This window comes from Pseudomonas sp. NPDC087342 (assembly GCF_044744265.1).
Lineage (GTDB): Bacteria > Pseudomonadota > Gammaproteobacteria > Pseudomonadales > Pseudomonadaceae > Aquipseudomonas > Aquipseudomonas nunensis.
This window is the reverse complement of record NZ_JBIUXZ010000005.1, coordinates 97,812-110,556: the sequence shown is the minus strand read 5'-3', so window position 1 is coordinate 110,556 and position 12,745 is coordinate 97,812. Positions and strand designations below refer to the sequence as shown.

Here is a 12,745-nt window from a genome sequence, read left to right as displayed (position 1 = left end):
GCCGCGCATCTGTTAAAACCCGTGCTTTCCCCTGTTCGACTGGATCGCTGCATGTTTTCTACCCTCATGAGCCGCTTGGGCCGGCGCTGGTTGCCGTTGTTGTGCATGGCGCTGTTGATCGTCGGTCTGCCGGTGGGTTGCGGGGTGCTCAAGTACAAAGAGCGCGAGTTGCTGTTTCGTATCGAGCCGGGCACGGCGGGCTGGTATCACGGTTTGCCGCAGGACGTTCAGGAGTTCGACATCAAGCCTGCCAGCTTCAAGGGCGGGCAAAACCTGCATGCCTGGTGGTGGCCGGCGGCGCGCCGCGATGCGCCGTCGATTCTTTATCTGCACGGCGTGCGCTGGAACCTCACCGGCCAGGCGTTTCGCATCGAACAATTACGCGCCATGGGCTATTCGGTACTGGCCATCGACTATCGCGGGTTTGGCCAGAGCAAAGGGGATCTGCCGTCGGAAGCCAGCGTCTACGAAGACGCGCGCGTCGCCTGGGAGCGTTTCACGTCGATGCAACCAGACCCGAACAAACGCCTGATCTACGGCCATTCGTTAGGCGGCGCGGTCGCTATCGACCTCGCGGCCGACCTGGCTACCCAGGCGAAAAAGGATCACGTCCCAGTGCCGGTGCGCGGGTTGGTAATCGAATCCACCTTCACCACGCTGGGCGATGCCGTCGCACAAGTGGCCGACAGCAACCTGCCGGTGAAATCCCTGCCGGTGCGCTGGCTGCTGTCGCAGAAATTCGATTCCATCGACAAGATCACCGACATCGACATGCCGTTGCTGGTGGTTCACGGTCTGGCGGATGCGTTCATGCCGTCGCGCTTCAGCCAACAGTTGTTCAATGCCGCCAACGAACCGAAGCGCCTGCTGCTGATTCCCGGTGGCACGCACAACAACAGCATGAGCCTGGGCGGCAGTCAGTATCGCCAAGCCATCGAAAACCTGATGAAAGCCAAGCCTGCGCAGGTCGCAGCGGTGAATCGCAGTTCGCCAGAGACGTAAGGTCTAGCGATACCCTCGGGCCTGCAAATCGAACAACTGCGCATAACGCCCACCCGCCGCCACCAGACTGTCGTGATCGCCGCGCTGCAGAATCGTCCCTTGGTCCAGCACGATGATGTGGTCGGCGTTGCGCACACTGGAAAACCGGTGCGAGATCAGCAAGGTCATGCGGTCCTGGGTGTGCTGGCTGAAATGCTCGAACACCGCCGCTTCCGCTGCCGGGTCGAGGGCTGAAGTCGGTTCGTCGAGAATCAGGATGTCGGCGTCGCGGCGCATGTAGGCGCGGGACAAGGCGATCTTCTGCCATTGGCCGCCAGACAGTTCCTGGCCACCGGCAAACCAGCGCCCCAGTTGCGTGGCATAACCGCGATCCAGCCCTTCAATAAACGGCGCGGCCATGCCCTCGGCAGCCGCCGCTTTCCAGCGTTGTTCATCGTCGAAAGCCAGAGTGTCGCCGACACCGATGTTCTCGCCCACGGAGAACTGGTAGCGAATGTAGTCCTGGAAAATCACGCCGATGCGCCGACGCAGCGCATCTTCTTCCCAGCTATTCAGGTCACTGCCGTCCAGCAGAATACGACCCTGATCGGGGCGATAGAGTCGGGTCAGCAATTTGATCAGCGTGGTCTTGCCCGAACCGTTCTCCCCCACCAGCGCCACACTGCGACCGGGCACCAAGTGCAGGTCGATGCCTTCCAGCGCCGCGCGACTGGCCCCCGGATACCGAAACCCGACGTTCTCGAACCGCAGCCCATCCCCGGGCACTGCGCCCACGATCAGGCTGCCGTTATCGCTCACCACCGGTTCGGCCAGATATTCGTATAGGGCTGACAGGTACAAACCGTCTTCGTAAAGACCGCTGATCGCACTGAGGCTACTGCTGACGGCGGTTTGTCCCTGCTTGAACAACACCAGGTACATGGTCATCTGCCCGAGGCTGATATTGCCGTGCACCGTGTCCACCACCACCCACGCATACGCCAGGTAAAACGCCCCAGTGCCCAGCAACCCGAGCACAAAACCCCAGCCGTCCCGGCGCAAGGTCAGGCGCCGGTCTTCGGCGTAGAGCCGGGCAAACGTCTCGCGATACCGCTTCAACAGCAACGGCGCAAAGCCGAACAGCTTGACCTCCTTGATGTAGGCCTCGTGGGACAGCAGCGTCTCGATGTAACTCTGCTGCCGACTCTCCGGCGCCCGACGAGTGAATAGCCGAAACGCATCCCCGGAAAAATGCGCCTCGGCAAAGAACACCGGCAACGCGCCGACCACCAGCAACACCAGCGCCCACGGTGAAAAATGCACCAGCAGCACACCGAAACTGATCAGCACAATCAGGTTCTGAATCAACCCCAACGACTTCATCACCAACGCCAACGGCCGGGTCGAAGCCTCGCGCCGGACCCGCACCAATTTGTCGTAGAACTCGGAATTCTCGAACTGCACCAGCGACAGCGTCTGGGCCTTCTCCAGAATCATCGTGTTGACCTTCTGCCCCAACTGCACCCGCAACAGCGACTGCTGAACCGACAACGCCCGTTGCGTCCCGGACAACAACGCCAACACCCCCGCCTCGAACAACACATAACGCACCACCGGCCACAACGGCGCACTGCCCTGCTGCGCGTGTAATTGCATGGCGGTGACGACCGCGTCGACGATGCGCTGGCCGAGCCAGGCAGCGAGTGCCGGCAGCACACCGGCGATCAGGGTGGCCAGCACCAGCCCGAGGAATAATCCGCGAGAGGTGCCCCAGACCAATAGCAAGGCGCGTCTCGCCTGGTCGAGCAGAGCGGCGAAACGGGTAAGGGTTGGCATGGGGCGATGGGCTCGGCAAGGACGGACGTTGATGAGCCATGGTACTTCAGCGTAGCGATGAGAGGAGCTGCGAAAGAACTGTAACGTTTGTTCGCTTGACGCACGCACAGGTCCGGCTGAGGATCGCCTGCCATTTAAGCTGCAATGCAAGGAGGCCAGAATTGATACCTGAATGGAATCCACAAGGACTTATTCCTCCAATCAATGAGCACAATCCAGCGGGGATGGACAGATCTCCCTACCAAGTTGATCTAGTAGCATTCGTGGAGCGCTTCGCTATCAACCTGGACCGGTGTGCTATTTTGGAAGGCTATCTCTCACACCGTTCTGAGCTTCATAGAATGGGCATGATTGAGGGTTTTCAATGGTTGGACGGCAGTTTCACAGAGAACATCGAGCTCTCTGATCAACGATCACCCCGAGATATTGATGTCGTTACCTTCACTTTTGAGGGAGACGAGTTCTACGATTGCTTACAGCCTGATCAACTAAGATTATTGGGAGCAACATGGGAGGATCAGTCCTTCATAAAAAATCAATTCAAAGTCGATTTTTATGTTCAATCTCTCAGTGATGCGCCAGAGCGCCTGGTAGAAATGACATCGTACTGGTACAGCATGTGGTCCCATCGAAGAACCAAGCAGTGGAAGGGTTTCCTGCGGGTTGATCTTGCCCCACGTCAGGATCAAGCAGCAATCGCCATGCTGAAGGCTCGTAAAAAGGAGCTCACTCATGAATAGGAATGAATATCTGCATAAATCAGCAGAACTTCTTTTCCTAGAGAAGCAGCTGGAAAAGCCTGGGCTCAGCAAGCTTTCTGCGATGTCCATTCGCTCACGGATAGCTGAAGCAAAATCGTATCTGGAAACGAATAGTCAGGACACGTATCAGCCGGCCAAGGTCATTCTGACCTATCGTGGCGCGCCTGTTTGGGGAACGCACGGTGTTCTAGCCGAATTTGGTGCTGCTGCCACCCAGGCATTCAGCGAGGCTATTGCCACAATTGCTGCTTCCATCTCCGGCACCCTCGCCGACAAAGGACCTATCCCAAACCGTTCGAGTAATCAGTTGCTCATAACAGGCACCGCTTTGGGCTCTTTTGGATTCGAGCTGGAAGAAGTGCCCGCGCAAACGCAACTTGAGATTGAGGGCACAACCTCAGTGTCACTGGCGATAGATTTGATGGCGGAATTGCTGGAAGCAACGACTAAAAGTGACGAAGAATTATCCGAGCCTGTTTCACGGCTTGCCGATAGAGCGATATCCAGCGTTTCTGATTTTTTGGGAAAGCTTTCCAGCTACGATGCTTCTTGCTCGCTGACCACCCGCACCAGGCAATTTCAGTTTACCGATAGCGAACAGGTTCGACGCAGCAAGGCCCGACTGAACCTGGATAACATTCAGGAAACCGTAGAGACGTTCACGGGTGAATTTATTGGAGCACTTCCAGACAAGCGCTCGTTCGAATTTAAAACTGCTGATGGATTGGTGATTTATGGAAGCATCGCGCGAGAACTCCCTAACCCCAATGCTGTGAATCTGCACCTCTATAAAACCTATGACGTCACATTGAGCGCCAAGCGAATCGGCTCCAGCAAACCCCGCTATATCCTGCATCGATTTCCTTGGACTGATTAATTCAGAGACTCGGTTATCCAAGTACAAACAGCCCACCCTGTCACACGAAAGAGAGGGCTGTTTCTCGAAGTCGCAGATAAAACTTCATCTGCGCAGGTTTTAGAGTTGATCTGAATCGGGCCCATTCGCGGCCCTTTCCTGAAACCGCGCCCGATACCGCCCCGGACTCTCCCCCGTCCACTTCTTGAACGCCCGGTGAAACGCACTCGCTTCCTGAAACCCTAGTTGCTCGGCAATATCCCCCACGCTCGCCTTACCGTGCCGCAACTGCTCAAACGCCACCCCACGGCGCACTTCGTCCTTGATCTCCTGATACGAGCAGCCTTCGCGTTCCAGTTTGCGGCGGAAGGTGCTGGGGCTCAGGTGTTGTTCGAGGGCGAAGGCTTGCAGGGTTGGCCATTGGCTGTAATGGCTGTTGCGCAGGCGTTGGTGAACCTGTGACGCGAGGCCGTGTTGGTTGCGGAAGCGGATGACCAGCCATTGCGGCGCGGTGCGCAGGAATACTTTGAGTGACGCCAGGTCTTGCACCACGGGCAGGCGCAGGTAGTGGCTGGCGAACTCGATTTCGGTGCGTTCGGTGCCGAAGGTCAGGTTGGGGCCCCAGAGCAGTCGGTCGTCGCTGAGGGAGACGCGGCCGTGGCGGAAATCTGCGCGGTCGATGGGGATGCGTCGCCCGCCGAGCCAGCACAACAGGCTGATCATCAGCACCATGAAGGTTTCTTCGCCCAAGCGGCTGACGTCGTTGTCGGTCGAGCGGGTTTGCAGGCTGATGACTGCGCGTTTGCCACGCACGGTCAGCGTGCCGCGAAAATCGCTGAGGAACAGGGCGAAGTAGGCCAGGCATTGGCGCATGGCTTTGTGCAGGTCGGGTTCCTGGATCAGCGCCCGGCAGATCAGGGCAAAACTGCCGAGTGGCATGCCGTGGCTGTCGAGGCCGAAGAACTCGTCGTTGAGCTCGCGTATCTGCAGCAACCACAGCGCGGCAAAAGCGTTGGCCGGCACCCGGGCCGTGGGCTGGTCGAGCAACGCCGGGTCGATATTCGCCTGTTCCAGCACGGTCGTCAGACGCTGGGGATTGCCCTCCAGCCGATGGATCATCGCCCGCACGAAGTAGGCTGCCACTGAATCCTTTTCCCGCATGTGAACGCTTTTCTCCCCATCGCCCGAATGGCAAAAAACACCACTGCCGTTGAACAGTTGCGGCATAGGACAAGCGCCCTGCCGGCTCTAGACTCGCGCCATAGTACGCCTTCGGCTGTTCTGGCGGCCAAGGTATCGAAGGGTTTGATCGCAAGGATTTCCAGCATGAATCTGCAACACATCGGCGTGATTGGCGCGGGCACCATGGGCAACGGGATTGCGCAGGTCTGCGCGGTGGCCGGCTTCAACGTGACCTTGATCGATACCAGCGAGAGCGCGCTGCAAAAAGCCCTCGCGACTGTCGGCAAGAACCTTGATCGGCAAGTCGCCAAAGCGACGTTGAGCGAAGAGCAGAAGCTCGCCGCCCTCGACAAGATCCGCACCAGCACTGATTACAGCAGCCTGCACAGCGTGCAACTGGTGATCGAAGCCGCCACCGAAAACCTCGACCTGAAACTGCGCGTGCTGCAACAGATCGCCGCGCAGGTCAGCGCCGAGTGCGTGATCGCGTCCAACACTTCATCGCTGTCGATTACCCAACTCGCCGCCAGCGTCAGCCAGCCCGAGCGTTTCATCGGTCTGCACTTTTTCAACCCGGTGCCGGTGATGGGGCTGATCGAAGTGATTCGCGGCCTGCAAACCAGCGACGCGACCCACGCCTTGGCGCTGGACATGGCAACCACCCTGGGCAAAACCGCGATCACCGCCGGCAACCGTCCGGGCTTTGTGGTGAACCGGATTCTGGTGCCGATGATCAACGAAGCGATTCTGGTGCTACAGGAAGGCCTGGCCACGGCGGACGACATCGACACCGGTATGCGCCTGGGCTGCAACCAACCGATCGGACCGCTGGCGTTGGCCGACCTGATTGGCCTGGACACGGTGCTGGCGATCCTCGAAGCGTTCTACGACGGCTTCAACGACAGCAAATACCGCCCGGCGCCACTGCTCAAGGAAATGGTCGCCGCCGGCTACCTGGGACGCAAAACGGGGCGCGGCTTCCATGCCTATGCCTGAGCGTTGTTCGCGCTTCGCCGAGTACCGGGACAAAGTGCTGGAGCTGTTCGCCAGCAAGGGTTTCGGCCAGGTCGGCATGCGCGAACTCGCCACCTGCCTGGGGCTCGCCCCGGGCTCGTTGTATCACCACTACCCGAGCAAGCAACACTTGCTGGCGGACTTGATTGAAGAGTTCTACGAAGAGTTGCTGGCGACGCTTGGGCGCATCGAGAAAAAGACCAAGCGCGACATGTTGCCAAGGTTGATTCAAGCGCACCTGAACCTGCACCGGGAAATGCCCTGGCATTTTCGTCTGGCGGAGCGGGACAGCGGTTGTTTGAATGACGATCAGCAGGCGCGTGTCCGGCAGTTGCGCGAGCAATACGAACGCACGCTGATGCAGATGCTCGGCAGCAAATCCCGACTCGGTGACCCGGCTCAGTCCGCCATCGGTCACGCAATCGCCAGCTTGCTCAACAGCGCACCAGGCTGGCTGACCCAGCATCCATTGGCCGACGCCGAGCGTGATGAATTGCTGGAAAACCTGGTGAGCGGCGCCGTCGAGCGCTTGCTGCGTCCCACGTCCCCGCGAGCAGTTGCCTGAGGCCCGCACGTTCACGGCATAATGGCGCCCCCCTCAAAACACCAAAAGGATTTCGTGTGTTCTCGCGCCTCAATACCCTGTGGACATGGCTGTTCTACGCCATGAGCTGGCTCGTCGTACTCGTCTTGATGTTGCACTACGCCTTCTACGATTGGTTGTTGATCACACCGATTGATGTCGGCGGCACGTTTATGGGCGGCGGCATGGCCACGCAGCTGTATCTGATGGGTTGGACCGTGGCCACGCTGGGTCTGATCGTCGCCGTGCTGTTGCGCCTGCCCGGCGCCCTCTACGGCTGGATCGGCGCCGGCCTGGTGCCGTTGGGCATCGGTGCCTGGTGGCAACTGAACTACCCGGACAATGGGGAAGAAGTGATCTACAGCACCAGCCCCCACGAGATCGGCACCGTGATGCTGATCGGCGTGATGTTGCTAAGCAGCGGTCTCTACTTTCGCGCCAAACGCAAACGCTGGGCGCTGGACCGGGAGTTCATGTCGGTGCAATTCATTGTCGCCATGATGCTCGCCGCATTCTTCATTGGCGTGCCCATGGCGATCTACAAACAGCAAAACCTGCCCCACTGCGCCTTCAGCAAGGAAGGTCAGCAATTGACGGTGTGCCTGGGCGATGACGACAACGAACGCGTCATCGTCGATTGATCGGGCAATAAGCCGCGCCCTGTCTATAGAAAAAACGTCTGAACAATCCCGGCAAAAGTTGCCCTCTAACGCTTTGCTATTTGAGGTCAAACCCCATTGAAGCTGGCGGCCGCCGTGGCCTCCAGCCAGACTCGGTTACCGGGAGTACAACATGAAAATCAATCCCTACCTGATCTTCAACGGCGACTGCAAAGCCGCGTTCACCTACTACGCCAAGGCCCTGCCCGGCACCATCGACGCCATGATGACTTTCGGCGAAACCCCGGCCAAGGATCACGTACAGGCGGACTATCACAACCTGATCATCCACACCCGCCTGTCGGTGGGCGACCAGGCGATCATGGGCTCGGACACCACACCCGACCGCCCGACCGATGACATGAGTGGCTGCTCGATTTCGCTCAACGTCGACAGCATCGCCGAAGCCGAACGCGTTTTTGCTGCACTGGCGGATGGCGGCACGGTGCAAATGCCGCTGGAGGCGACGTTCTGGGCGGCACGGTTTGGAATGTTGGTGGATCGGTTTGGCGTGGCGTGGATGGTGAATTGCGAGAAGGATCAATAAGCAAAAAATCCCGACCGTGAAAGGTTGGGCTGTCTGGCTGACGCAGATTGACGAGTACCTGTGGCGAGGGAGCTTGCTCCCGCTTGAGTGCGCAGCGCTCACAAGATTTCAGGACCGCTGCGCGGTCCAGCGGGAGCAAGCTCCCTCGCCACAGGGTGGGTGTTAAGCCGGGCACTGTGGCAACTCGCTGCCCGTCTGCTACCTTCAACACGCCGTCCCCCGTCGCGTCAACGGAGGTCCAATGAATCATCTGCTGATCGCACTGATCGTGTTCGCCTGCCTGTTCGGCAGCGCACTGGTGGGCTCGTATGTGCGGCAGCGCTTGCCCTCGCATCACCTGAGCGATGACTCCGTCGCCGTGTTGAAACTGGCCACCGGCCTGATCGCGACCATGTCGGCGCTGGTGCTGGGCCTGCTGGTTTCGTCGGCCAAAGGCACGTTCGAAACCACCAATGCGCAACTGGAGAGCGCGGCGGCCAAGGTCGTCGAGTTTGACCGGGTGCTGGCGCGTTATGGCCCGGACACTCAACCGATCCGCACGCAACTCAAACACAACTACGCCGAAATCGTGCAGGTCCTCGCCTCCCGGGAGCCGTCCCGCCTCGCCCTGCTCGACAGCCCCGAAGCGATCAAACGCTCCGAAGCGCTGCAACAACAGGTCGCCGAACTGTCCCCGACCACCGACAACCAACACGCGCTCAAGGCCTCGGCCCTCCAGACGATGAACGCCGTGTTCGCCGCCCGCTGGCTGACCATGCTCCAGGCCAACCAGTCGATCCCGCCCGTGATGCTGGTGATCCTCATCACCTGGCTGTCGATCATCTTCGGCTCGTTCGGCTTGTTCGCCCCGCGCAATGGCACGATTGTGGTGGTGTTGCTGTTGTGCGCCGCGTCGACAGCGGCGACGATTTTGCTGGTTGAAGAACTGAATCGGCCACTGGACGGGTTGATCAGTGTGTCGCTGGAGCCGATGGTGCATACGATGGACCGGTTGGGGCAGTAACCGTCCTGTGGCGAGGGAGCTTGCTCCCGCTTGAGTGCGCAGCGCTCACAAGATTTTGGGGCCGCTTCGCAGCCCAGCGGGAGCAAGCTCCCTCGCCACATTGAGATCCTGTTACGCCATCGATTTCACTAGGCACTGTTCACCCAACGCATCCATCCGCGGCCGACCAAACAGATAACCCTGCCCCCACTCGCTGCCGCACCCAGTCGCCAACGCACGATCAGTTTCGGATTCGATCCCCTCGATAATCACGCACGGCGCCAGGGTTTTGCACAGTTGCACCAAGTGGCCAAGGGTCTGGGCGTTGTTGGTTTCCAGACGCGCGCGCTGTAGGTAGCCCTGGTCGATCTTGACGATGTCGGGGCGGGTCTGGCGGATGAATTCCAGGGTGCCGAGGCCTGCGCCGAAGTCGTCGATGGCCACTCGGCAACCCAGCTCGCGCAGGCACAGGACGAACTCGATGGCGGCTGAGATGCTCGGCGGTGTGGCGCTTTCGGTGATTTCGATCACCAGTCGCGCCGCCACAGAAGGCGCGTCACGCAATTGCGCGAGGATGTCTCGCCAATGACCATCGACGATCGCACTTTGCGCGGAGATGTTGCAGCCCAGGCGCAGGTGTTCGTTTTGCTGCAAGCGCTCGATCACGCTGTGCACCACGCTGCGGTCGAGCTCGCGCATCAGTTGGTGCTTCTCCAACATTGCGAAGGGATAGACACCCTCGCCCCGGGCATCGATATGGCGCAACAACCCTTCCTGGTACAGCACCCGACTGCTGTCAGGCAACCAGACCACCGGTTGAAACGCCAACACCAACCGGCCCTGTGCCAACTCTCGATAAAAGCTTCTGACTCTGTGCATGTCATATCCGTAGACAAAGCGGCGGCCGGCCGCGGTTGAGCGTTGACTGCCGGCCATAATCGACGCTCACCCCGCCCTCAGGAAGTGTTCCGGGATACCTTTCGCTTGTCCTTGGAAACCTGCACATACCGTTTATCGACTGCGATCATTTGTTTATTGCGATCATGCGCCGGCTTGCGCGACATCACTTAGCCATCACCGCGGGAAAGACTATGCACAGAATGACCAGCGCCAGTTTTCAGGTGCTTGCCGATGTCCTGACTGACGGTGGGGCCAACGTTGACGCCTTGCTTAAACAATTCGACAGCGGCGAAGAGGTCTTCGCCAACCCCAAGGGTGTCGGGATGGAGCTGGTCTATAAGGTGATGGCGGAAGCGGCCAAGCGCACCGACAACCCGGACATCGGCCTGCTGGCGTATACCCGCGCGCACCCGGCGAATCTGGAGGTGTTGGGTTACGCGGTGATGTCATGTGCAACTCTGGGCACGGCATTGCAACGGCTGGTGGACTATCACTCACTGATCTGCAATGGCTTTTATATGTGCCTGGACCACAAGCCCCGGGCGCTGAAGCTGATCGGTTTCGACATCAGCATCGAGCCGTCGCTGACGCCCCGGCCCTTTATCGACGCGGGCGCCGCGCAAACCCTGGGGCTGGTTCACTGGCTGCTGCCCAAGCACAAACCGCATCCGCTGGCGGCAACGTTCACCTATCCCGAACCCGCTGACACCTCCCGATTGGAACGATTGCTGGGCAGCAACCTGATGTTTGGCGCGGCGTATAACAGCCTGACTTTCAGCAAGGACGATTGCTCGATTGCCCTGCCCACCGCCGACCCGGCGCTGGATGTGCTGCACGTCGAATACGCGCGCGCACGCTTGAACGTGCTGCTCAATGGCTCGATGACCGCGCGGGTGCGGCGGGTGTTGTCCGAGCGCCTGGCCCAGGGCGTGCCCAGTGATCTGGACAAGATCGCCCAGGTGGTCGGCGTCAGCGCGCGCAGCTTGCAACGGCGCTTGAGCAATGAAGACATGCACTTCTCGGCGTTGCAGGATGAGGCGCGGTTGATGCTGGCGCATAACTTTTTGCGCAATTCGGCGCGCAGCGTGAAGTACATCGGCGCGTTGCTCGGGTTTCGGGATCAGAGCAGTTTTCACAAGGCCTGTATTCGCTGGTTCGGGATGACGCCGGGGCGGTATCGGCAGGCGTCCTGATTCGTGATCCACAGGGGGGTTGTTGTGAGCACAGGGCTTATGAGTAGCAAAGATCAAATGTGGGAGCGAGCTTGCTCGCGATAGCGGTCTATCATTCAGCATTGATGTTGACTGACCTACCGCCATCGCGAGCAAGCTCGCTCCCACAGTTGATCTGCGACAGGCTTCACATCCCCGCGACATCCTGTCCATCTGCTGCCGGTGGTCGACGGCCACCCTCCACTGGTAACCTGCGCCCTGCTCTTTCAATGACGACGGTGACGCATTTGATCAGCAGTACCCCCACCCTGGCCCGGGATATCGACGGCAAAGCCATCTCCGCCCAGGTGCTCGACGAGGTTCGGGAAGAGGTTCAAGCCCTGGCCGCGCAGCAGATTTTTCCCGCGCTGGCGGTCCTGCTGGTCGGCGACGATCCGGCCAGCCACGTGTATGTGCGCAATAAATTGCTGCGGGCCAAGGAAGTCGGGATTCGCTCGCTCGAATACCGTCTGCCGGACGATGCCAGCCAGGCGCAAGTGTTGGAACAGATTGCGCAACTGAACGCCGATGCTTCGGTGAACGGCATTCTGGTGCAGTTGCCGTTGCCGGGGCATATCGACGAGGCGGCGGTGATTCATGCCATCGACCCGATCAAGGACGTGGACGGTTTCCATCGCGAAAACGTCGGCGGCCTGGTGCAAGGCATGGAGGTGCTGACGCCGTGCACGCCCAGCGGTTGCATGCGTCTGTTGAAGGAAACCTGCGGCGACATCAGCGGCTTGCACGCGGTGGTTATCGGACGCTCGAACATTGTCGGCAAACCCATGGCGACCTTGCTGTTGCAGGCTCATTGCTCGGTCAGCGTGGTGCACTCGCGCAGCGTCGATGCGCCGGCGCTTTGTCGATTGGCGGACATTGTGGTGGCAGCGGTGGGTCGGCCGCACTTGATCGATGCCAGTTGGCTCAAGCCTGGGGCGGTGGTGATCGATGTCGGGATCAATCGCGTGACCGATGCATCCGGCAGCCATTTGGTCGGTGATGTCGACTACGCCAGCGCGCGGACGGTTGCCAGTGCGATCACCCCGGTGCCGGGGGGTGTTGGGCCGATGACGATTGCGTATTTGCTGAAGAACACGTTGATCGCCAGCCAATTGCAGCGTGCGGCGCAGGCGCGTGATTCGGATCCGGATGGATGTGATTCGGATATCAACTGACCGACGCTAATCTGTGGCGAGAGCGTTAGCCGGTTATTACAACCTGTAGCAGCTGGCG

Annotated in this window: 13 protein-coding genes; 10 read left to right on the top strand and 3 right to left on the bottom strand. The window is 59.7% G+C overall.

From position 1 onward, the window contains the following. Positions 1–51: 51 nt before the first annotated feature. On the top strand, positions 52–1,002 hold the full coding sequence (locus ACIOYV_RS14535; RefSeq protein WP_290029472.1) for an alpha/beta hydrolase: 951 nt from the start codon (positions 52–54) through the stop codon (positions 1,000–1,002). Between the two features lie 3 nt (positions 1,003–1,005). Here the strand turns inward: ACIOYV_RS14535 and ACIOYV_RS14530 are convergent, their stop codons facing one another. After that, a complete protein-coding gene (locus tag ACIOYV_RS14530) occupies positions 1,006–2,817 on the bottom strand; it encodes an ABC transporter ATP-binding protein (protein WP_401324534.1) in 1,812 nt (603 codons plus the stop codon). A gap of 161 nt (positions 2,818–2,978) precedes the next feature. Between ACIOYV_RS14530 and ACIOYV_RS14525 the strand changes: the two genes are divergently transcribed. Together ACIOYV_RS14525 and ACIOYV_RS14520 are read left to right on the top strand one after the other, a co-directional pair. Continuing rightward, the gene (locus ACIOYV_RS14525) at positions 2,979–3,557 is read left to right on the top strand and encodes a DUF6932 family protein (RefSeq protein WP_401324532.1); all 579 of its coding nucleotides are present in this window, start codon (positions 2,979–2,981) and stop codon (positions 3,555–3,557) included. Then, positions 3,550–4,455 carry a hypothetical protein gene (locus ACIOYV_RS14520; RefSeq protein WP_401324530.1) on the top strand — a complete coding sequence of 302 codons (906 nt, stop codon included), beginning with the start codon at positions 3,550–3,552 and terminating at the stop codon, positions 4,453–4,455. The genes ACIOYV_RS14525 and ACIOYV_RS14520 overlap by 8 nt, the downstream gene beginning before the upstream one ends. Positions 4,456–4,554: 99 nt before the next feature. Here the strand turns inward: ACIOYV_RS14520 and ACIOYV_RS14515 are convergent, their stop codons facing one another. After that, the gene (locus ACIOYV_RS14515) at positions 4,555–5,595 is read right to left on the bottom strand and encodes an AraC family transcriptional regulator (protein ID WP_401324766.1); all 1,041 of its coding nucleotides are present in this window, start codon (positions 5,593–5,595) and stop codon (positions 4,555–4,557) included. Between the two features lie 165 nt (positions 5,596–5,760). On the opposite strand from ACIOYV_RS14515, the gene ACIOYV_RS14510 reads away from it, so the two are divergent. The 5 genes from ACIOYV_RS14510 to ACIOYV_RS14490 all read left to right on the top strand — a co-directional run bounded on the left by ACIOYV_RS14510 (position 5,761) and on the right by ACIOYV_RS14490 (position 9,422). Then, positions 5,761–6,612, top strand: coding sequence for a 3-hydroxybutyryl-CoA dehydrogenase (locus ACIOYV_RS14510; RefSeq protein ID WP_401324528.1), 852 nt, complete (start codon positions 5,761–5,763; stop codon positions 6,610–6,612). Continuing rightward, a complete protein-coding gene (locus ACIOYV_RS14505) occupies positions 6,599–7,195 on the top strand; it encodes a TetR/AcrR family transcriptional regulator (RefSeq protein WP_401324526.1) in 597 nt (198 codons plus the stop codon). The genes ACIOYV_RS14510 and ACIOYV_RS14505 overlap by 14 nt, the downstream gene beginning before the upstream one ends. A 56-nt stretch (positions 7,196–7,251) precedes the next feature. After that, positions 7,252–7,854 (top strand): hypothetical protein, encoded by a 603-nt coding sequence (locus ACIOYV_RS14500; protein WP_204280793.1) that lies wholly within the window; start codon positions 7,252–7,254, stop codon positions 7,852–7,854. Positions 7,855–8,005: 151 nt separating this feature from the next. Next, on the top strand, positions 8,006–8,419 hold the full coding sequence (locus ACIOYV_RS14495) for a VOC family protein (protein ID WP_163909400.1): 414 nt from the start codon (positions 8,006–8,008) through the stop codon (positions 8,417–8,419). 241 nt (positions 8,420–8,660) lie between these two features. Beyond that, positions 8,661–9,422 carry a hypothetical protein gene (locus tag ACIOYV_RS14490; RefSeq protein ID WP_401324523.1) on the top strand — a complete coding sequence of 254 codons (762 nt, stop codon included), beginning with the start codon at positions 8,661–8,663 and terminating at the stop codon, positions 9,420–9,422. A 111-nt stretch (positions 9,423–9,533) separates the two neighbouring features. Here ACIOYV_RS14490 and ACIOYV_RS14485 read toward each other — a convergent pair whose 3' ends face one another. Beyond that, positions 9,534–10,280, bottom strand: a complete 747-nt coding sequence (locus tag ACIOYV_RS14485) for an EAL domain-containing protein (protein ID WP_401324521.1) — start codon at positions 10,278–10,280, stop codon at positions 9,534–9,536. 212 nt (positions 10,281–10,492) lie between these two features. Between ACIOYV_RS14485 and ACIOYV_RS14480 the strand changes: the two genes are divergently transcribed. Both ACIOYV_RS14480 and folD read left to right on the top strand, forming a co-directional pair. Next, positions 10,493–11,494, top strand: a complete 1,002-nt coding sequence (locus ACIOYV_RS14480) for an AraC family transcriptional regulator (protein WP_265044626.1) — start codon at positions 10,493–10,495, stop codon at positions 11,492–11,494. A 248-nt stretch (positions 11,495–11,742) separates the two neighbouring features. After that, positions 11,743–12,687, top strand: a complete 945-nt coding sequence (folD, locus tag ACIOYV_RS14475; protein ID WP_401324519.1) for a bifunctional methylenetetrahydrofolate dehydrogenase/methenyltetrahydrofolate cyclohydrolase FolD — start codon at positions 11,743–11,745, stop codon at positions 12,685–12,687. Positions 12,688–12,745: the final 58 nt, after the last annotated feature.